Source organism: Paenibacillus sp. HW567 (assembly GCF_000374185.1).
GTDB lineage: Bacteria > Bacillota > Bacilli > Paenibacillales > Paenibacillaceae > Paenibacillus_AQ.
On record NZ_KB910518.1, the window covers coordinates 1548217 to 1569998 of the forward strand.

Sequence of the window (21782 nt, forward strand, 5' to 3'; positions counted from 1 at the left end):
ATAGACTTTTATTTTAATTTATTTATACACGCTTCTCTCGGCTAATGGACTACCTCCACCTCACTCACTCATTCATCTCCGAACACTTAAAGATGAGTTAAAATAAAAAGTTTTCGGAAAAACACCTGCATGAAGGACTCTAATTAACAAAATAGAATAGGCCGTATAGAAAGTACTCAGTCCCTAAGCGGCGATAGAAACGAATGCTACGAAATAGAAATCAATATAGATGGCCAAATCTTTCTAAACATGAACTTCCGACTGAATAAGCATTAAATTCGTAAACCGCTTGGTATAAATCGTCTGTAACCACTTTAATTTCTTAAACCGAACTCTGGACGAAGCGAAGCGGAGTCTCCGAGCGCAGCGAGGAGGATCAGTACCAACGTTCCTCCTTCACTTGCGTTTAGATGGGCACGATACCTATCTAAGGTGCTGTAGGAGGTGTTTGCATTCGTAAGTAAGGTAAACGTCCGTACTTTCAATAACGCTTGTATTTGCCCTATTATAATCCGCTGTATACATTTATGCCCCCCGCAAAAGCTCAACCCCCAAGCATCTCCCAAATTAACCGTAACAAATCCGTCAAAAAATACTCTTCAACCCATGGTATACACACGGAGTACACTCTTCTCCCCCTGCTTTATTAAGACAAAGGCTACCCCAAAGGGGCCTTACCCTAAGGAGGAAGAAGAGTATGAATGCGTATAACTGTCAGGCAACATGGATTGGTAACTACTTGAAGGTGAAGATGTATGGGAAACCTATATACCCTGTCCTCATGAAACCTTACCAAACGATGACTAAGCGTCAAGCGGAAGGGAGTAATTATAATCTTCCCTTGATTCCTGAGTCGCTGGATAATAAAAATTTATCCCAATGTAACAGCATCCCACAGCCAAGACGGCTGTTATTGGCAGAACGAGAACGATTCGAAAATCTGATGGATCTGAACTTTGCCAAGGGTCACAAGTACATCACCCTAACGTATGGGAAAGATCACGTTTCGCTGGCCGAAGCCAGTAAAAATTTTGAAAACTGGGTGAAGCGGATGCGGGAGCGATATGGCGACTTTAAATATCTTGCAGTACGCTCATTTCAAGGCAGAGGAACGATTCACTTTCACATACTGGCAAATCTTCCCCGAATACCGAGGGAGGAACTGGCGGATGGTACGTTTAGGGCTATCTGGGGCCACGGAAATGTTGACTTTAAGCAAGTTTACGAATTATCTGCAGGAGATCGGAGAAATAAGCTTAAGAAGTATCTCCTGAAGAACCTTCAGGAATTTAAAACGGATGAGCGCTCCTATGGCAAGCGACTGTTCCTTCAAAGCAAGAACCTAAAGCTGCCTGAAATATTTAAAGGTAACTATGACGAGCTTATGGAGGGCTTACGGAATATGGGGGTTGAGCTGAGGTTGGTGGAATCTAGACAATTTCCTGTGGACTATTTGGATTATATTCGGTTAGAAACACATCAAATTATTGCTTGAACATGAAGCCTAACAGTTTAACGAGACGTGTATAATGAGTCCCTCCAGGCCCTTACACCTACTTGGGTTCGAGCTGTTAAGGTGGCTATAATTTAGAGCTTAAGCTAAAGTTTCTGTATGGAATTAAGCTCTCCGAAGGCTACTTGGATAGCCTGTATGGGAACTTAATACCAATTAATACCGAAGGAAAGAAAGCTTGAACTCTTCTGCGGAGCGTACTATGCTTGCTTTTATTAAAAGGAATTAATTACCAAATAATAGGCGCTAAACTAAGCTTCCGTTACGGTAATTAAAATTTTCGTTGCGATTGGGAGAAGGCAGATGAACGTAGTTGGGTATATTCGCGTGTCAACACAAGGGCAAGTCAAAGAGGGATACAGCCTATCGTATCAGCAGGACGAAATCAAAGCGTACTGCAAAGAGCGAGGGTGGAATTTAATCACGATCTATACGGATGCCGGAGTAAGCGGCGCTAAGGTGGATGAAGAGGCCATGGAGGTAGAGCGAGAAGGTTTTCGGATGATGCTGGATGCACTATCTTCAGGGGGTGTGGATTATGTAGTTGTCTTGAATACAAATCGCCTGTGGCGAAGTGATCTTGTCAAAGTGTTAGTCCACCGGGAGTTCAGGAAATACAGTGTAGATATCAGGAGTATTGAGCAGCCCACATATAGTATTCATTGTAAAGACCCGAATGATTTTCTGATGAATGGACTCATGGAACTGCTCGACCAGTATCAGAGATTGGAAATTGCCTTGAAGCTCGGTCGTGGAAGGAATAAGAAAGCACAGCAAGGCGGATATGCCGGGGGTCGCGTAGCTTTTGGGTATTCAGCCAAGCGAGGCACGAAAGTGATGGAGATTAACCGAGTGGAGGCGTCAGCCATTAGGCGGCTGTTTGAACTGAGAGAGCGATATTCGGATTGGACATTGGCAGAGTTAGCGAGACGCTTGAACGCTGAGGGCTTCACCACCCAGCAAGGTAAACGGTTCACGAAGGTTCAGGTCAAGCGAATCCTTGATCGTAAAGAGTTTTACGGCGGGATATACCGCTACGGAAACGTGAAGGCTGTCGATGTCCATCCAGCGATCCTGGAATTGGAGAGTAGTAGCATCTCTCATTGATGTAAGAGCATAAGGAGTGGCTAAAACAGAAATTGATTTATGAGTCGATGAAATAAAGAGCCGTGTGAAGCCATGAGGGAGAAGCAGGATTTTGCTAACGTATCTTTGCGGCCCGTCCGCTCGAACTGAGGATGCAGACCTGTTTCATCACTCTTGATTTCCCGGTTGACTTCAAGGAGTGGGCAATCATAATAAAGCCGGATCAGTTAGTGTATGTAGGTGTTGACCTACATAAACAGCACCACACAGCCGTCATTTTGGATTGTTGGAATCATAAGCTAGGAGAAATTAAGTTCGATAACAAGCCTACAGCCTTCCCGCTACTCGAAAAGGAAGTGAAAAAGCATACCCCAAAGAGAATGTCTGCGGTATACGGGTTAGAGGATGTGGGCGGCTACGGTAGAGCACTAGCGGTCTACTTGACTGAAAAGGGCTGCTTCGTGAAGGAAGTTAATGCGAAACTGGCGAACAATAGACGTAAGAGTCACGTAACCATCCAGAAGTCAGACTCCTGGGATGCAGAATGTGTAGCTAAGGTCTTACGGGATGAACTGCACAATCTACCGGATGCCAAGCCGATTGATCTGTACTGGGCCATTAGCCAGCTAGTCACCCAGCGTAATTGGCAGTCTAAGAATTTGACTGATGGAGTCAAGCGGCTACATCAGCAGCTAGGCTATCACTATCCAAGTTACAAAAAGTTCTTCTCAGAAATTGATGGGAAAACCGCCTTAGCCTTCTGGCATAAGTACCCTTCCCCAAATCATCTGTCAGGTATGAAGGTGGAGGAACTGGCCCTGTATCTCCGAAAGCTGAGTAATAACGGTTTATCCACCAAAAAAGCAGAGCAGATCCTGTCTCTTATCGCAGATGATGGCGACACAACACGTGATTTCCAAGACAAGCGGGATTTTATTGTCAAAGGCCTTGTGCGAAACATCCGCTTTTACAAACGGGAAATGAGACGGGGCGAAGGAGAGATCAGGAAGCTGACGGACCAGTTAGGTTTCCAACTGGAAAGCATGACAGGCATTGACCTTGTCACGGCAGCGGAGCTGGTAGCAGAGATTGGTGATATCTATCGCTTTGCTACGCCCGATAAGCTAGCCCGATTTGCCGGAATCGCTCCGGTAATCGTTGGCTCAGAAAACAAGGTCAGAAACTACAAGAGTAAGCAGGGGAACAGAGTATTACACGACATCATTAAATCTCTTGCGATCCGTCAGCTTCTGGTTACACGTTCTACGAAGGTACCCCAGAACCCGTACTTTCACTGGTACTATGAGCAGAAGTTGGCCGCAGGGAAGACCAAACAGCAAGCCGTTGTGTGCATTATGCGGAAACTAGTGAACGTGATCTTTTACTTGATGAAAACCAAGAAGGTATACGTTATTCCAGAAGTATCCATATCAGAAGCTGGTTGATATAATCTGGATGGCGGCGATTGGAAACAGTTGCCGTCCTCTATTTTAGAATAGTCGCTTTATAAACTAGGATACGTATGAGGGGCAGATTGATAATCCGCTGAGTCAGAATTTGTATACGTTTGTGCATAATAATCCGTTGAGGTATGCTGATCCAAGCGGGCATAAGATTGAACAATCTTATGGGTATGATAAATTCTTGAATCCTGTCGCAAGGAAAGACGTCGAAGATTATCAAACAGGTTGGTACCTCTTAAACCAAATGAGTTCTAAACAGTATAATAAATATGTTAAGGATAACGGGAAATCCAAAGCTTCAATGGCAGCTGGCGCAAGTGAGGTACGGAATAATGCATGTAATTACCTGTCGGAAGGTTGTGGAGGAGGAAGTGCAAAATTTGTACACACAGGAGATGGTTTTTTAGCTATTAACTATACTTCTGAAGAAGGAACAAGTACTACTCTTATCTTAGATCAGCAAAGAGGAATTCTAAGTGAAAAAGATGCAATCCTCAGAATTCTAACTAGTAATATGAATGTGACTGCATCGTTAAATTATATAGATACAAGTAAAAACAACCCATTGTGGCAAAATGTTGGTGATCTCAGGGCGTATATGTCCCAAAACGGCTATACATTTGGTAGAATAAAAGAAACAGACATGTTTAAAATAAACGTGCTTGATAGTAACGGTGCTAAAGTTGGAGAGCTCCACATAGGACAGCCATTTAATAAACGAGGAGGTAATTATTATTTTAAAGATCACTTCCATCCTACAGTAAACCCAGATATGCATCTTTTTGGTGATGACGACGAATATCCGTGGTGAGGAGAATCAGAATGCCTGTATATTATTTAAGTAATGTTTTTCAAGGCAGTAGTGATCCTTTAGATAATTTGTTGGATCTTGTTTTTAGTATTCCAGAGTGTAATGAGTTCTTATTTTTTGAATATGGGTATTCATATCAGGGATCTTTTTCCAAAGAAGGAGTTGAAATATTTGAAGACAACACAAATCGAATATGGTTCCGACCAAAGAATAAAAAAGAGGAAAGAGAGATAGACGATAGCTTTGTTATTAATTGTATTGTGTTGGTGAAAGACAAAGAGATGGATTCATGTAAATTCAAACTCAGTATTGTTGAAGCCCCAGAATCTATTGAATTAATGGTTACAGAATTCAGATCAGGAAATTTCCAGGAACTGCTTAAGACCAGGTTGAAACCATACTTGGAGCGGGGAGTGAAAGTTTTGACAGAGGAAATGTATAATAACATGATTGACGAACAATTTTCCAGAAATCAATGGGTATTCAAAAAAAAATAATGATTTTTTTGATATTGAAGAATTATTCAAATTGAGAAAAAACAAAAAGAAATCACATGTGAGCGAAAGCTCCATGTGGTTTTTTGTTTGGAAAAGTAATTGACATATTGAGTATGTCTAAATATAATCAATCTCGTAAGGCATACTTGGTATGGCGGTGGATGAGATGATCGGATTACAATTTATAGCTGACTCGTTTCACATGGAGTACAAATCGGTAGCAGAAGCCATCGGGGTCTCCAAGCAAACATTTCAGGACTGGATTAAAGAAAGACGGAAGATTCCTGGACCACGTCTTGAGCAGTTGTCTGAGTTATTCGGGATCGAGGATAAAACTTTGTTTCTGAAGGAACTGCTTCCATCCGAAAAGTCGGAAATTCTGATGATTTACTTAACCAGAACAGATGAACATGAAGAAATCGAGCTGACAGGCGTTAATGATGAAGGATACAGATATACAACAACAGGGCACTATTCACACAATAGGCACCTTGTTGAGTATATTTATGAAGAACAAAAAAAGGAACGGCTGATTGAGCAGTTGGAAGTACTGGTCAATAGCGAAGAAAACGAGACTTTTAAACGGCTTGAAGAAGTAATTACGGTATACCAAGAACAGAATCGTAATAAAAAGGCAGTATTGGAATTGGTCTTATATTATCTCGTTCACCGAGATAACGAATGGGGAGTCCATCCAGATTATGCGAAATACGAACAGAAACAGTTCTTTGAGAAGCTAGACAAGTTGTTAGAGGAAACTGGAATTAGACCTTGATAGGTGGTTAATACAATGAAAAAGATTGACACGAGTTGACAATAAACCAACTCCAACTGTTGGTTCTCGTTTTTATAACATCCCCAATCACATCCAATATTTTAGACTACTAGAAATGAAAGAAGGTTTCTTATGTTTGACACTATCATACTGAATGCAAGATTATTCCTATTGATTCAGCTATATTGAATCAATATAAACTACATTCTATAGCGAAGAAACAGGTGCCTTGAACAAAAGCTATAAGATACACAATGAAAAGCTAACAAATTAGGATTTGCAGGTACAACATTGGCATTAGATTATTTGTGAAAGAGACAGCCTCTGACGATTGTAGTAGTCACTCATCCGTAGACGAACGCGCAGCCGGGTGAAACAATCAGTCTTGACAGTCTACCGAGCGATATGTCACAATCGCTATGCAGCGGACGGTCATAAAGATCAGACCTAAACACCTTCGAAAACCTTACAGCACTTGAATTCTGCCAATATGGGCAGGTTCAGGTGCTTTTTGTTTTTCAGAGAATGTAACACGTGGCTGATAAGCAACGCGTATAATACTTATTAGTTGCCTGAGGTAAAGACTTCCCTGTTGATCACACCAAGTGTTACTGCTAACCCATAATGTCCAGAGGTTGACGGCATGAGATGTCCTGCTATTGACGATCAATCTGTCCGCAGTAGGATAGAAAAGCAGGGAGAATCATAACAATTCTCCCTAGATCACACGCTTCATCACATGGTCGTCTACAATTCGGTGCTTGTTCTGTGCGCCGGTGCATAGCTTGTGTTCACCAGCCGGGCGGCTCCGCTGGAGTAACGGTAGATTTCATCTATCGCCGCCTCCGTAAACAACTCGTGCGCTGCACCCGCAGCGCTCAGATGCCTCTTCATATAAGCTCCCATTTCTACGCGGTCTAGATGTGAAAGATAACACTGCATATCAATTCGCTGACGGATCGCCGCATACGCTTGCCGCTCCAACCGGCTCTACGAATCCATTTTCAGGTTCAGCAAAAAACACAGTTCCTCCAACATCTCCCGGTCAGCAAATGAGCCTCATTGATCACGCAGACCGGCTGAAACAAATGTATGTCCCACATGAGTTAAATCTCCCGTAACTGCCGTTTCGCGTCATACGGTAAAATTTCGACTTACACCTTGAAGTGGCGCGGCTTCAGTTTCGAATCCACATGTAGAAGGGTTTAACCGTGTCTCATCCATCTAGCTCAGCCGCTGGATCGTAATCGTTTCCCCAATTCCGCAATCTTCTGTGAGCAATTAACTGTCAAAAGGACATCTCAAGAATTCAACATAATACTACTCATAACTTTTTCTGGGTTCTCTAAACTTTTCCGGAAATTCTGCCGAAATAGTTATTAAGTATTATTTTCCAGGGGATTAATTCCTATAAAGGAAGGCGTTAAGGTGTGCTAAAAGAACTGAATATGGCCATGAAGAAACAGCAAGTTGTGAGTATTTCGACTGAATATGAGGAGATTTATATAGGTACAACGGAGAAGATTTCTGTTGTGCAAGATAATGTGAAGCTCATTAGTGACAGGGGAGTAGTGTATGAGGGAGAAGATTGAACTGAATAATTTTATTTGGTCTTCAATTTTGCTTATACTCTTTATGTTATTGGTTTCATATTTTTAAGGCAGTTCATTCGCCAATAAGATGAAAAGGAACATCGAAACAGATTTATCAAGCAAACAGAAATTTAATAAAGTTCGAGTAGGGGGAAAGGCTTTAGCTGTATCAGTTTTTAATCTAATTCCAGCTTTCTTGCTCTTTGAATCCATAATTATATATTTAGTTCTTTTTTTCTCTGTCGGGTATTTAGTACATAATAGGCCCTATAACATCATTCGGAGTTATCTTAAAGCAAGTAGAAGTAAATATAGCTTGCTTTCCTTGGAGTACTCTCCTACTGGGAAATTAAAGGATTGGGCTAGAGCTACAAGGAAACTGAATGAAAAGAAAAAATGGTTGGAGAAAATCTATCCATAAATGCTGGTGCATTCCGCCCGAGCAGAATGCGGCGTTCGTTGCCGCGATGGAAGATGTGCTAGAAGTGTATCACGAATCTTACGATCCGAATTGCCCCGTCATTTGTATGGATGAAAAACCGTTTCAGCTTCTGAATGAAGTCCGACAGCCGATTCCGATGAAACCAGCTAAGCCTCTGCGGGAAGACAGTAAATATGAAAGAAATGGAACTTGCAGTATCTTCATCTTTACCGAGCCTTTGGCAGGGTGGCGATATATCGAGGTTCAGAGCAGACGAACGCGGATTGAATGGGCAGAGCAGGTGAAAGCCCTGCTGGATGAGCACTACCCCCATGCCCCTAAAATCAAGCTTGTTATGGATAACCTGAACACGCATTCCATCGCTTCGGTGTACCAGGTGTTTGATCCTCAAACTGTCTTTGCTTAGCTAAACGACTGGAGATTCATTACACACCCAAGCATGGCAGTTGGCTCAACATCACTGAGATTGAGCTTAACGTGATGTTGCACCAATGTTTAGGCCGGCGTACCTCCTCCATTGCAGAGTTATCTGGCGAATGGGCTGCTCGGGAGTACTCTCGTAATCAAAGCCAGAAAGGGGTAGACTGGCAGTTCACGACGAATGACGCTCGGATCAACCTGAAGCGCCTTTACCCACAGTACATAATCCAAACTGAGTCGAAAAAGAGATTTCTCAAATTGAAGTATTTAAAAATAGTAGTCTTAATTTTCTTGTGTTTCATTACCAACATCAGTAACGTACATGCCGATTCACAGATCACCAACTATTACAACCCAAGCGGACAACTAGAGACAGCTCATTATTCGAATGGTAACGTAATTAATTACTACTATGATAAGAATGGAAATCTCCTCTCTAAGTTGTCAAATAAGAATCTTATCAACAATCCCAGTTTTGAGAATATCAAAGATGATCAAACAGTAGCAGACGGATGGAGCACCTGGTCTGACACCCATAGTGCAGACAAGTTTGAAGTTATCTCTACACCTGTATCTGCAGGGACAACGGCCCAAAAATAAGCAGTCCGGGAATGCCAACCGGCACAGCAGTGTGGGCGTTGCAGGATGTGATCGTAGAGGAGAATAAACCCTTTACAGTGAGCGGACAGTTTTACGTAGAAGCTCAGCAAAATAGTCAGGTGCAACTTCTAATTCAATTTTTCGATGCCTCCAATAAGCTGCTGCGCACCAGTACAGCTAGCATGCCTTCAAGCACGTATAACAACAGTTACATGACGTTACCCATTAATGGGACGACACCAACAGGAACGAAGAGAGTAAGAGTCCATGCAGGCTTGGTGTCAACTGCGGCAGGCGGGTCGGGGTCATTTATCGTGGATTCCATTTCTTTTAGATACGATCCGGAAGGGAACCGGCTTACTAATGGCGGGGTAGATAGCGCGACGTCTCAAAAGATAGCAGACGGATGGAGCACCTGGTCTGACACCCATAGTGCAGACAAGTTCGAAGTTGTCTCCACACCTGTATCAGCAGGGACAGCGGCCCAAAAAATAAGCAGTTCGGGAATGCCAACCGGCTCAGCAGTGTGGGCGTTGCAGGATGTGATCGTAGAGGAGAACAAACCCTTTACAGTGAGCGGACAGTTTTACGTAGAGGCTCAGCAAAATAGCCGGGTGCAGCTCCTTATTCAATTTTTCGATGCCTCCAATAAGCTGCTGCGCACCAGTACAGCTAGCATGCCTTCAAGCACGTATAACAACAGTTACATGACGTTACCCATTAATGGGACGACACCAACAGGAACGAAGAGAGTAAGAGTCCATGCAGGCTTGGTGTCAACTGCGGCAGGCGGGTCGGGGTCATTTATCGTGGATTCCATTTCTTTTAGATACGATCCGGAAGGGAACCGGCTTACTAATGGCGGGGTAGATAGCGCGACGTCTCAAAAGATAGCAGACGGATGGAGCACCTGGTCTGACACCCATAGTGCAGACAAGTTCGAAGTTGTCTCCACACCTGTATCAGCAGGGACAATGGCCCAAAAAGTAAGCAGTTCGGGAATGCCAACTGGCACTGCGGTGTGGGCGTTGCAGGATGTGATCGTAGAGGGGAACAAACCCTTTACAGTGAGCGGACAATTTTACGTAGAGGCTCAGCAAAATAGCCGGGTGCAGCTCCTTATTCAATTTTTCGATGCTTCCAATAAGCTATTACGTACCAGTACAGCTAGCATGCCTCCCGGAATTCTTAATTATTATAAGACATTAAGCATAGACGGAACTATTCCAGCAGATGCAAAAAGGATAAGGGTTCATGCAGGCTTAAATGCAACTGCTGCCGGAGGAGCCGGGTCAATATTAGTGGACTCTATTATTTTAAAGTTCTAGTACCTTGACCGCTTTAGATTTTAGGGTACAAATGTTTTAATTTACCTCTGGCTTCCTCGGTTGTGAATTGCCACTGGAATGATTTTTGATCCTGGTTGCGCTTGACTTTCCAAGCCGTTACTTCTTGCTGTAATTGTTCAATTGAGCTAATTCGGCGGTGCAGACATTGTATCGACATTGCACTCAGTTCAATTTCAGCAATGTTTAACCAGCCTCCATACTCGGTGTGTGGTGGATCTCCAAACGCTTTGCTAACGAGAATGCTACATCAGGAGAAAAGGTTTCATACAGCGATGAGAGGGTATATGTATTCAAGTTATCCATGACAAGTCGAATACGCTTCGCCTTTGGATAGTGGACTTCGAGTAATTCGCAGATTTGTTCTGCCCAATCCGACTTGGTCAGTCTTTGGCTCGCACAAACGTGGCGCCAATCGGCCAAAGGTTCTGTGAATAAAAACAGGGTGCAACTACCTTTACGCTCGTATTCATAGTCTTCTCCGGCGGGCGGGCGTGATTCAGCAGTTGCACAGGCTGCTCATCCATACAAATGAGCGGGATCTCGGATCATACGGGAGGGCATAGGTTTCAAGCACAGCTTCCATGCGGGCGACAAATTCAGTATTGGCTTTTGCGGGTATGCACCATTGTTTTTTTAAATGAGGCTTAAGTTTCGTTTTTTTAACGTTTGGCGTATGGTTTCCCGTCCAACGGACTCCAGAATGCGGACGATCCGATTTTTACAACAGGGCATGAGTATTTTTATAAGGTTCAAAGAGTATATTCTTTTCTTCGCACGGCGGGCGTTATCCAACGCATGGGAATCAAGTTTGATCGAGCGCAAAAAGTAGATGCAAATACCTACCGCGCTCTGTACACAGTTTCAGCATGGCCGCAGATGAAAGTAACCAACGGGAGCAAACTAACCATCAACTACACCGGCTATGGCTACAGTGAAAGGGATATCCGGTTGATTGCGGTCAAGAAGGGGGCCTTTCCTGATCTTAGCCAAGCAGTGAGCCTGACAGGAGGTAAGTTCGTCCATGTATTCTGACAAGGAGACGGCCGCTGGTACGGTCAAGATCAGCGCCAAACAAATTGCCGCCATTTTGGGCAAAGACGTAGATATTATACTCGACGATGGATATGGACGGATAGCGATCCAAAGTGTCACCCTTCCTGTGGAACAGCCAACGGACTACGTGCCGATTAAGCTCAACCTGACGGAGAGCGGACAGCTATGGGCGCAATACCAGTACAACGGTGAAGACATTATTTCAAGTGATTATGTTCGAGTTGCTGTGATGCCCAATACTTTATCGGTAAAGACGGGCGGGGCGATAACTGCTGAGTATACGATTGGATCGCGGCATACCCGTTTCCCTCAAACGCTGAAGAATGGTACTACGTTGAATGCTTATCTTAGCAAAATTAAAGTTGGAACAAAGCCAGGTAAATACTACATTAAAGCAACGGTAACAGTAAATAACCCGAATCACCCTGATAGAGCGAGCGTTGGAGTATCCAGCAGCTGCCTACAACAATAATCAAATCACAAGAAAGTATATAGAGCAGAACTTCTCCTTCAATATGAGAAAGGCCTACTCTTTGTTTTGTTCTACTTCGGCTTGAATCAGCAGTTGGACGAGCACAAACAATCCGAAATTTTAGCATCACTATTTCATCCCCCCCCCCCTCCGAATTTGGAATGCTTGGAATTCTAGGTTGGTCTTCAGTTGTAAAAATATACCGATAAGAGATGAAGTTAAGATATGACTCAGACTCTCATTGGAGACGAATGGCAATATTCTGTGACTCAGGTCAATTGCAATTTGAATGGACAAGTCCTTACGGATCCCATATTTAGAAGATGCATGGAAATTCCTATACTCTACGTATAAACTATTTTCCCCTATAGAAATCACGACTCACCTTTCCCTCATTTTCATCCCCCTAAAAAAGGAAAAAATAGAACATCTTAATTTCACAGGAATAAATTCCGATAATAGAGGAAGTCCTATACATCCAAAGTCATACCTACAATTTCAAAAAGGGACAGAAAAACCGAGTTTGGAACAAAGGCAAATCCGTACGAAAGTCGGAGACGCAAAGCCACGGGTCTACTTCATCCGGGAGGGATGTTAGGGCAGCCGGGCCGCTCAAGGCACTTGGTTTTTTGGCGTGCCTAAAAATAGCGCTGGGGGAGAGAAGTGAATGAGGTTCGGAAGGAAAAGGAAGTTTTCGCAGACGATTGTGGCCGTAGTTGCGGCGGTAAGCATGCTTGTAGGGCTGCTGCCTAGTGCGGGTGGCACGATGCAGGTCTCAGCCGCCGCAGCAGATCCGGGCCGGACGGACTATAGCGTGTCGGGAGAACGGCTGGTATGGCTCGAAGCGGATAGCGGCGGAGTGAAGCAGGTGCACGCGCTGAATCAGACCAACGGGGCAAGTACGGTTCTTACGTCGAGTTCATCGGCCAAGGATGCGCCTTATGTGGATGGCACGGTTGCCGTATGGGCCGATAAAGGTAGCGAAGCGGAATCTTCGCTCAACTGGGACATCTACAGTGCAGATCTTGTGACAGGCACGAAGACTAAGCTCAATAAGCAATCCGGTCAATACGGCAATCCGACGACTGACGGTGTAGGCGTGGTCTGGTATGAGCGCAAAAATTACGGCAGCATGATCTACCACGAACTGGCTACCGGCGTTGAGGCGGATCTTGGCGAAGGACGGTTCCCGGTGCTGGCGGATGGAAATGTGGTATACAAAAATGCCCGTGACGGAGGGCTTAGTCTGCTGAATTTGAGCAGCGGGGTTAGGCGCGCGCTTGTTAGTCTGGGTGGAGCAAATTTTGTAGATTGGTTTGTTTTTAATGGCAGTCATGTGCTGTTCAAGCAAACAAACGGTGCCTCCGAAAGCAAATATGTGCTTCTGAACATCAAGGACCTGACAGCTCAGCCAGTCGATCTCACTGAATTGAAGGCTGGAGGCACACAATATGCCTTTATGTCCATAGCTAAGGGGCATGCGGTGTTTCAGGACGAAGTGGACGGTAAAACTACGCTGCAGCAAGTTAACCTCTCTACATATGCAGTACAATCGCTTCCGGCGATAGAGGCAGGAGCGAAGCTGATCGGAATTAGCGGAGATAAACTGCTGTACAGCAAGAAGGATGACTACATAGAATCGTTAGACTTAAAAAAAGACACCACTCCAACTCCAAGTCCAGGCACGACGCCATCCCCAGGCACAGCCCCGAACCCAGGTTCAACGCCTGAAGTGACGGTTCCTGTGGTAACCGGAGCTAAAGACAGTCAGAGCATTGGCAGCGCGGGCGGAACCTTGTCTGTAATGGACGGATGGGCGAGACTGGAGATTTCGGCAGGGACATTCCCGGAGAATACCAAAGTGAGCCTGGCCCAAGCTGAGCCGGAGACGGCTGTACTGCTGGACCAGAGCGGTAAAAAACTGCAGAAAGCAGGCTCCGCCTGGCAGGTTCAAGCAAGTGCGCCTTTCCAGATCCCCGCGAAGCTGGCGGTCCGATACCCGAAGGAGGAGCCTTGGACATCGGGGCGTGAAAAGCTTGGAATCTACTCCTACGATCCGGCAAAATCTGCATGGACCTATATTGGCGGAGTGACTGCGGCGGAAGACGGCTATGTTCAAGCCAAGATTACAGCCTCCGGGCTGTATGCGGTCATGCTGCGTCAGGCCGATTTTAAAGACATGTCAGGCCACTGGGCACAGCAGGCAGTAGAGGTATTGGCGGCAAGGGGAATTGTGGACGGGATGAATGGAACTACTTTTGCGCCAAAAGGCATCCTGACCCGTGCCGAATTCACCAAGCTGCTGACGGCAGCTCTTCAATTGAAGCCGATCCAGCCGGAAACACCTACCTTCCGTGATGTCACGGCTGCGAACTGGTCTTACACGTATGTCGAAGCGGCAGCGGCAGCCGGAATTGTTACCGGGGAAGCCGGGCTTTTCCGGGGAAATGATCCGCTGACCCGCGAGCAGATGATGGTCATGCTGATGCGGGCGATCCGAAGCACTGAGGTTACCCCGGATTCCGCGAATAACGTTAAGCCTGCTGCCGGACTCTCTGCATTTAAGGATGGAGGCAGCGTGAGCAGTTGGGCACGGGAATCCGTTGCTGCGGCGGCCGAGCGGAAGCTGGTGCAGGGTAACGGACAGCTTTTGAAACCTAAAGATTCATCGACAAGAGCCGAAGCGGCAATGGTCATGTACAAGCTGCTCGCTGAATTGAAATTCCTCTAATGGATAAGAGACAGGAGATGAAACGATGAAAATTCGAGCTTCCTTAAGGAAATGGCGCCGCGGCAATATGAAGTGGCAAATCAATCTCTCACTGGTGCTGCTGCTGGTGATTTCTTATATTCCCGTTATTCCAAGTCTGGATAGATTCACATCTTCAGCCTATGCGGCTACGAACATGCGGATTGAGCCGAGTGAGCTGAACCCTGAATCGGGTGACAAGGTCAAAATTTCGTTCAGCTTCAACGCGGCGGATGACGGCCAGGAGAAGCATGATACGAAGATCAACCTCTGTACTCCGCAAAAAGACGGATCTGCCCCGCTTCTCGGGGAGCTGATCACGAGCGGTGTATATCCGACAAAAGCAAACGGCAGCTACATTGTGCATCAATACGAATGGGACGGGAAAATCGGGGGCGTACCGCTGGATGAAGGGCGTTACAATATCTGCATCTCCCCTGCGGAATATAACGGGGTAGGCGTATATTACGGTCAAATCGCCAGCTTTGAGATTCTGGGCGGCGCTGAGACGCCTCCTCCGGCAGCCTTGCAGATCCGCCCGGCAGCTTCGGGCCAATCTGTGATCAGCGGAACAGCAAAACCGGGAGCCACACTGGAAGTAGAGCTTTATGATTCATCCAGCGGCGAAGAGAAGCTGTACAAGAATATTGCAGTCAACAGCGCTGGACAATGGAGCGAGCAGATCGGCATTCCGCTCAGTGAGACCACGCATATCACAGCGAGAGCGGCGATAGACGGCCGGCTGTCCGGGTATTCGGAGCCACTGGCGGTGCTTCGTGCGCCTATGCCTGCTTTTTCCGTGACCTGGGAGGCCTTGGCAGCCTATTATTATAAGCTCGATTCTGTGCAGGCCATGAAGGAAAAAGCGCAGGAGCTCGCGGTACTAAATCAGTCGGCAACTTCGTCTGGAACAGTCAGCGGCTTGACCTCCATTCTGGTCAGCAATCCCCAGACCAGTGCGAATATCGCCAGCGGGGATCTGGCACAGTTCACAGAGTCCGCACTGAAGGACCGTCTGCGGATTGTAAATCCGTCTGGACAGTCGCCGGTTGATCCGGCCCGGGGGGATTTTGTCTACGCTACCGATTCGATCACTCTGCAGGCTTTGATGCCGCTGCAATTCGGGCTGAACTATTTAAGCCGTGATCCCTATAAGGGAGCGAATGGACTGGGCTGGCATCACAGCTATGAATGGAAGCTGACTCCGGTAGCTGACGGCAAGGTAGAGGTGATGAGCCCGAATGGCTCGCGTTTTGAATATGTGCCTTTGTCTGGAGGACGTTATCTAACGCCTCGCGGAACAGACTGGACACTGAATGCGCCATCTGCTGGCGTCTATAACCTGTCGTCACCGCAAGGAGACTTGTACAAGTTCAATGCCGAGGGGCTGCTGCAATCCATTGCGGATTTGAATGGAAATTCGATTGCTTTTTCGTACACGGGAACCAAGCTGACTGCGGTAAGTACCGCCGGCGCTTCCCTGAACTTAAGCTATGACGGAGCAGGTAAGCTGACCTCTGTAAGTGATCCAGCAAGCCGCACAATGTCGTTCCATTACGATCCGGCGACCGGAGATATGACCTCCTACACCGATGTGGATGGGGCTACAATTTCGCTTACTTACGATGACAGCCATCATGTGCTTAGCGTAACCGATGCCAAAGGGACCGCAAAGATGAGTGTCACCTATGATGACCATCAGCGTGTGACCGGCTTAACCGACTATTATGGAGAGACGAGTTCGTCAAGCTATCAAGGCCGTGTAGCTCCTGTTGTCCGGGAGGACGAGCCTGAGAACGGGGAGACGAAGATTGATCCTGAGAGCGGCCGGGACATTCCGGAAGCGGCTGAAGTGATTTTATCAGGTACAATGAACAATTTGGCTCACGCTCCGGCTTACCGGAAGGTAGATAGACTGAAGCCGCTGATTGCCGACTATCTTGCAGGCAGCATTGGAACCATTGAAGGCAAGCGGGATTCTTTTATGGCTTCTGCAGTTTCCATAGGGAGCGGAGATATTCCGGCAATTCAACAAGCGATTGCTGCCAGCAAATCTTCTCCGGTTGTCATTAGTGCGGGTCATTTGAATGTAGAAGAGAGTGTGACCTTCGGATCGCCAAGCAAGCCGGTAGTTCTGATTGTGGACGGGATGAATACGAACCGCGATATTACCGTGCGTGTATACGGGACACTGATTTTGAAGCAGGGCCTGAATGCCAATACCAAGCTGGCGCTGGATGTGCAGAAGGTGCAAGGCTTATACGGCAATCTGTGGTCCGGCGGAACGATACATCTCAATAATGATTCCTCCGTTACTGTAGCGGATACGCTGCAAACTGGCAGTCTGACCTACAACAGCGGTGGACTTACCATTGATGCACAGCGGATTCTAATCGCCGGAGATTTGTCGATCAACACCCGTGTAGAGATGAACATTGCCCAGGAAATGGTGGTTGGCGGCATTGTCTCGAATAACCAGACCGCGAATCTGACTGTAACGGGCGGAGATTTGTTTGTTCGTGATAACGTCAGTGTCAACAATAATCTGAATGTGCAGACAGGCGGTCTGTTCGCCATCGGCGGAGATATGACCCCGAACCAGACACCTATCGTTCATACGGGCGTAGGGTCGGGTAAAACCATTCTGACCTATTCGGAGAGCGGTGCAAGCGGTGGAAGTTCCGGGAATGCAAAATCGGCCAGTGCCGCCGGACTAGCTACATCCATCGCCACCACCGTCAACAAGACCACATGGTCCAATGCGCTTCAACAGGATACAACATATGTGTGGAACAACAACTTTCAGGTCGCCCAGCGTCAAGCGGCAAATGGAGCTATTGTCAAATACAGCTATGATACCAGCGACCGTGTCACCGGGATAACCGATGCGAGCGGCAACAAAAAGAAATTAGCGTATGACGAGCGCGGGAATATGACGCAGACGACGGACGAGAATGGTCACTCAACTCTCACACGTTATAATGCTCTGAACCGCCCGGTTGAAGAGATAGACGCTCTCGGCAAACGCTCCGCTTATGCGTACGATACAGCAGGCAATCTTGTCAAAAGCACGGATGCGCTCGGCAGCGCAGTAACCATAGCCAGAGACAGCAAAGGAGTTCCTGTCTCCGTAACAGATGCCGAAGGGCATACAACGGCGTATACCAACGATGCTGATGGCTTCGCGAAGGAAATCAAGGACCCGAGCGGATACAGCACAATAATTGAGCGTGACAGCCTACACCGCACGATTGGAATAGCCGATGATGAAGGCAAGCTGCAAAGCGTTGAATATGATAAAAAAGACCGTGCAGTTGCCGTTACCAACGCGCTTGACCAAAAGAGCAGCGTCACCTACGATGCCAACGGCAATCTGGAGGAACGTACAGATGAAGTCGGGTCCAAGACGACCAACTCCTATCAGGTATACCGCTTAAGCGGTACGGAGGATGCGCTTCAGAACAGCACCAGCACAACTTATGACGCGCTTGGGCGGGTCACTGAAGAACGGGATGAGGCTGGAGCCGCAACAGCTTACAGCTACGATAGTGTTGGTCAACTGAAAGAGGTTACTGATGCTGACGGCCAGACCAACACTTTTACCTACGATGACAACGGAAATATGCTCACCAAGAAGGACGGGAAAGGCAATACCACCACCTATACTTACAGCAAGCGCAATGAGCTTCTAAGTGTAACTGATCCGCTTGGGGCCAAGATCCGGTATCGCTATGATGCAGCAGGCAACAAGATTAAAGAAACAGATGGACTGGGCAACAGCACATACTACGACTACAATGCGCTTGGGCAACGGGTAAAAGTCACCGATGCGCTGGGGGCCGTGACCGAATATCAATATGATAAGAACGGCAACCAGACCGCTGTCATTGACCCTAACCATTCCATCTGGACAACCAAATATGACAGCCGGGGTCTGGATGCGGGAACGATTAATCCTTTGAATGAAGAAACGGAAGTTGCCCGCAATGCGCGGGGGCTGATGACCGAATTCACAGATGCGGCAGGCCAGAAGACCGCCTACGAATACGATGCGCTGGGACGGAATACGCTGGTCCGTAATGCACTGGGGTATGAAACCTCCTATATCTACGATGCCCAAGGCAATGTAGAGAAAATTATGGATGCGAATCATCATGAAACTGCTTTTACGTATGATCCGCTTGGCCGGTTAACAGATGTGAAGAATGCAGAGGGCAACAGCACCCACTACTCCTATGACGCCTCCGGCAATTTGCTGGACAAGACTAATGCTCTTGGAGCCAAGACCTCCTACCGTTACGATGCTTTGAACCGTGTAAGTGAATCGGTGAACCCGCTGCTGGAAAAGACTTCGCTGACCTATGATGAGAACGGCAACCTGCTGAAGGTCACTGAACCGGACAACAACACAACCGTATACGCCTATAATGCAGGCAATCAACTGGAGCAGGTTAAGCACGGTAACGATCCCGCAGTAAAATATGAATATGACCTCGCGGGACGCCGCTCCAAAATGACAGACAGCACCGGGGATACGCGGTATACGTATGACGCGCTAAACCGGCTAACGTCGGTCATTGACCCGCGCGGCAACAACGTACGGTATGAATGGACCGCAACCGGCCAACGCAGCCGGATCATTTACCCGGACAACTCCGTGGTCAGCTATGACTACGACAAGCTTAACCGGATCAAGCAGGTGACAGATGCCCAGAACGGGATCACCAGCTACCAATATGATGCGGCCGGACGCCTGACCGAGAAGCTGCTTCCCAACAGCGGCCGGAGTACCTACAGCTATGACAGCGCTGGACAATTGCTGGAGATGAAGCATGAGGCGCCGGGCGGAGCGCTTTTGGAGCAACTGACCTATGTCTATGATCCTGTAGGGAACAAAACGCATATGGAACGCCAGGAAAGTGGCAGCGATGAGGATAATCCGACCGGCGCACAGCGTCCGGCAGACATCTCGGATTATGCCTACGATGCACTGAACCAACTGGTTCAGGTACAGAAGCAGAACGGCTCCCAAGTCGTCTACTCCTACGACACCGTGGGTAACCGCCTGAGTAAAGAAACAACAGAAGCCGGAGTTACCGCTACAGAGCAGTACACTTACGATGCTGCGAACAAGCTGACCCATTTTGAAAAAGGCAATGACTATAAGGATTATGCCTACGATAAGCGCGGCAATCTGCTGGAAGTGACCGGCATAGATAGCAAAGCGGCACTGAGCCTATTCACGGCACAAGCCAACGCGAAAAAGATTACAGTTCCAGATAGTGTATATACGGATTCGGATGCAAGTGGACCCGGGCGATTAGATCCGCTGTCATCGCTTGCAGATCCAGCCTCGAGTCCTGCCGGAGCTTCAGCATCCGGACTGCCGGATGCGAAGCTGAAAGCAGGGGTAACGGAAGAGGTCTACGGGGCAGACGAAGTACTGAATCCCGAAGATCTGCTGAAGGCTGCGCTGGCAGCAGGCCCGCAGGTACTGGAGAGCAACCGCTGGGATGCATCCAACCGCCTGATCGGCAACACCAACGTATCCGGCGACATTACCACCTACAAGTATGACGGTGACGGCAACCGTGTCAGCATGCGGACCGCCATCGGGGACGGTGCGATTCAGGATGCGTACCCGTCCGGCAATCCTGCGGGCAACCGGGATGGCTGGGAGCCGCAGTTCAAGAAGCGGCAACTGGACATTTATTTCACCAATGACATCACCATGAGCATTCCACAGCCTTTGACCGCAACCGGAGCAGAAGGACAGAACTGGAAGCAGTCCTATGTCTACGGAGCCGGTGAAGAGCGGATCAGCATGAGTTATTTGGTCAGCGGGGACGAGAGCAACGATTGGGAGAAGACTGCAGGAGCCAGCGGAGCGGGTGCGGCGGCAGGTGCGCCGAAGACCCTCTTTTATCTCAGTGATGCCCAAGGCAGTGTCATCGGGCTGGAAGGCCAGGACGGCAGCGTTTCCGCCCGGTACCGCTACGATGAATTTGGCGTCGCCGAGAACCCGGAGAAATTCGACCTGAACGGGTCCGGCCCGGACAACTTGTTCGGCTACACCAGCCTGGGCTATGATTACTACAGCGGCTACTCCCATGCGCAGGCGCGGGATTTTGACTCCAGTGTGGGGCGGTTTATAAATGAGGATACGTACGAAGGGGAAGTGACAAATCCGCTGAGCTTGAATTTGTATTCGTATGTGCAGAATAATCCGTTGCGGTATACGGATCCAAGTGGGCATACATCGGAAGGGTATGTAGTAGATAGTTTAATACAACTTGCTAGAAAGAAAGGGAAAAATTCTGAATCGTATTGGAATATTAGATCCTTTCTAGGGGGACAAGCCTTGAAATTTTTCCCTGATGCAAGGGAAGATGGAAATAATACGTTTAAATATCTTTATAATATGGCAACAATGACCAGTGTTATTCAATCGGATAATACACTTGGCAAAGCTGATTGGGCCAAACAAATATTAATAGAGGCATTTCAACGTCAAAGTGATTATGAATTAGCTGAATTTGATATGTATTTAAGTGGTCTACTCGTTACATTAGACCTGAATATGCCTAAAATGCCTAAAACCAGTTCTTATGTGAGCATTGCCGAGTTAGGGATAGGAGGAGAAGTAAAACTTGCGCAAATAATTGGAGGTGGAAGAGCAAATGAATATTTCAGCACGAGTCTTGGAGGAAGATATATTGATGTTTTATCAGAAGGAATTGCTTACGAATCTAAAGTTGGTTATGTGCAATATGCGCCTAGTAGTCTTGCTTGGAAACAGATGTTGAAGGATGCTGAACTTATTAATAAAAAAGAAATAAAGGGAGCAACATGGTACTTCTTCAGGAGTTCCAGAACTGGAAAAATAGGTGCTGATCAACGCTTTTTGGATGAGTTAACCAAACGGGGGATAAAATATATTATATACGATTAATGAGGTGA

14 protein-coding genes, 1 pseudogene and 1 riboswitch are annotated in these 21782 nt (G+C 47.0%); of the genes and pseudogenes, 13 read left to right on the top strand and 2 right to left on the bottom strand.

Going from position 1 to position 21782, the window contains the following annotated elements:
* Window positions 1-697: 697 nt before the first annotated feature.
* From B212_RS0106830 to B212_RS33035, 6 genes are all read left to right on the top strand, one after another.
* Window positions 698-1495 (top strand): rolling circle replication-associated protein, encoded by a 798-nt coding sequence (locus B212_RS0106830; protein WP_019909772.1) that lies wholly within the window; start codon window positions 698-700, stop codon window positions 1493-1495.
* Window positions 1496-1816: 321 nt separating this feature from the next.
* Window positions 1817-2620: a recombinase family protein gene (locus tag B212_RS0106835; protein WP_019909773.1), complete on the top strand. Its 804-nt coding sequence runs from the start codon at window positions 1817-1819 to the stop codon at window positions 2618-2620.
* A 185-nt stretch (window positions 2621-2805) separates the two neighbouring features.
* On the top strand, window positions 2806-4044 hold the full coding sequence (locus B212_RS0106840; RefSeq protein ID WP_084673395.1) for an IS110 family transposase: 1239 nt from the start codon (window positions 2806-2808) through the stop codon (window positions 4042-4044).
* 112 nt (window positions 4045-4156) lie between these two features.
* On the top strand, window positions 4157-4873 hold the full coding sequence (locus B212_RS0106845; protein WP_019909775.1) for a hypothetical protein: 717 nt from the start codon (window positions 4157-4159) through the stop codon (window positions 4871-4873).
* Window positions 4874-4884: 11 nt separating this feature from the next.
* Window positions 4885-5370 (top strand): hypothetical protein, encoded by a 486-nt coding sequence (locus B212_RS0106850; protein WP_019909776.1) that lies wholly within the window; start codon window positions 4885-4887, stop codon window positions 5368-5370.
* 151 nt (window positions 5371-5521) lie between these two features.
* Window positions 5522-6145, top strand: coding sequence for a helix-turn-helix domain-containing protein (locus B212_RS33035; protein ID WP_156830082.1), 624 nt, complete (start codon window positions 5522-5524; stop codon window positions 6143-6145).
* Between the two features lie 747 nt (window positions 6146-6892).
* On the opposite strand, the gene B212_RS34385 is transcribed toward B212_RS33035, so the two are convergent.
* Window positions 6893-7039, bottom strand: a complete 147-nt coding sequence (locus B212_RS34385; RefSeq protein WP_019909779.1) for a hypothetical protein — start codon at window positions 7037-7039, stop codon at window positions 6893-6895.
* Between the two features lie 536 nt (window positions 7040-7575).
* On the opposite strand from B212_RS34385, the gene B212_RS34390 reads away from it, so the two are divergent.
* The 3 genes from B212_RS34390 (at window position 7576) to B212_RS0106875 (ending at window position 10527) form a co-directional block, all read left to right on the top strand.
* Window positions 7576-7737, top strand: a complete 162-nt coding sequence (locus tag B212_RS34390) for a hypothetical protein (RefSeq protein WP_019909781.1) — start codon at window positions 7576-7578, stop codon at window positions 7735-7737.
* 383 nt (window positions 7738-8120) lie between these two features.
* Window positions 8121-8585, top strand: a complete 465-nt coding sequence (locus B212_RS34395) for a transposase (RefSeq protein WP_019909782.1) — start codon at window positions 8121-8123, stop codon at window positions 8583-8585.
* A 625-nt stretch (window positions 8586-9210) separates the two neighbouring features.
* Entirely contained in the window at window positions 9211-10527 is a 1317-nt protein-coding gene (locus B212_RS0106875) for a hypothetical protein (protein WP_019909784.1), read from the top strand.
* A 204-nt stretch (window positions 10528-10731) separates the two neighbouring features.
* Here the strand turns inward: B212_RS0106875 and B212_RS35895 are convergent.
* Window positions 10732-11010: pseudogene (locus tag B212_RS35895) on the bottom strand (transposase); the annotation flags it as partial.
* A gap of 414 nt (window positions 11011-11424) precedes the next feature.
* Between B212_RS35895 and B212_RS34935 the strand changes: the two are divergent.
* From B212_RS34935 to B212_RS0106895, 4 genes are all read left to right on the top strand, one after another.
* A complete protein-coding gene (locus tag B212_RS34935; RefSeq protein WP_198015836.1) occupies window positions 11425-11580 on the top strand; it encodes a hypothetical protein in 156 nt (51 codons plus the stop codon).
* Window positions 11570-12073 (top strand): hypothetical protein, encoded by a 504-nt coding sequence (locus B212_RS0106885; protein WP_028530665.1) that lies wholly within the window; start codon window positions 11570-11572, stop codon window positions 12071-12073. The genes B212_RS34935 and B212_RS0106885 overlap by 11 nt, the downstream gene beginning before the upstream one ends.
* 523 nt (window positions 12074-12596) lie before the next feature.
* Window positions 12597-12689, top strand: a riboswitch (cyclic di-GMP riboswitch).
* A 51-nt stretch (window positions 12690-12740) separates the two neighbouring features.
* On the top strand, window positions 12741-14804 hold the full coding sequence (locus B212_RS0106890; RefSeq protein WP_019909785.1) for an S-layer homology domain-containing protein: 2064 nt from the start codon (window positions 12741-12743) through the stop codon (window positions 14802-14804).
* 25 nt (window positions 14805-14829) lie between these two features.
* Entirely contained in the window at window positions 14830-21774 is a 6945-nt protein-coding gene (locus B212_RS0106895) for a DUF6531 domain-containing protein (protein ID WP_019909786.1), read from the top strand.
* Window positions 21775-21782: the final 8 nt, after the last annotated feature.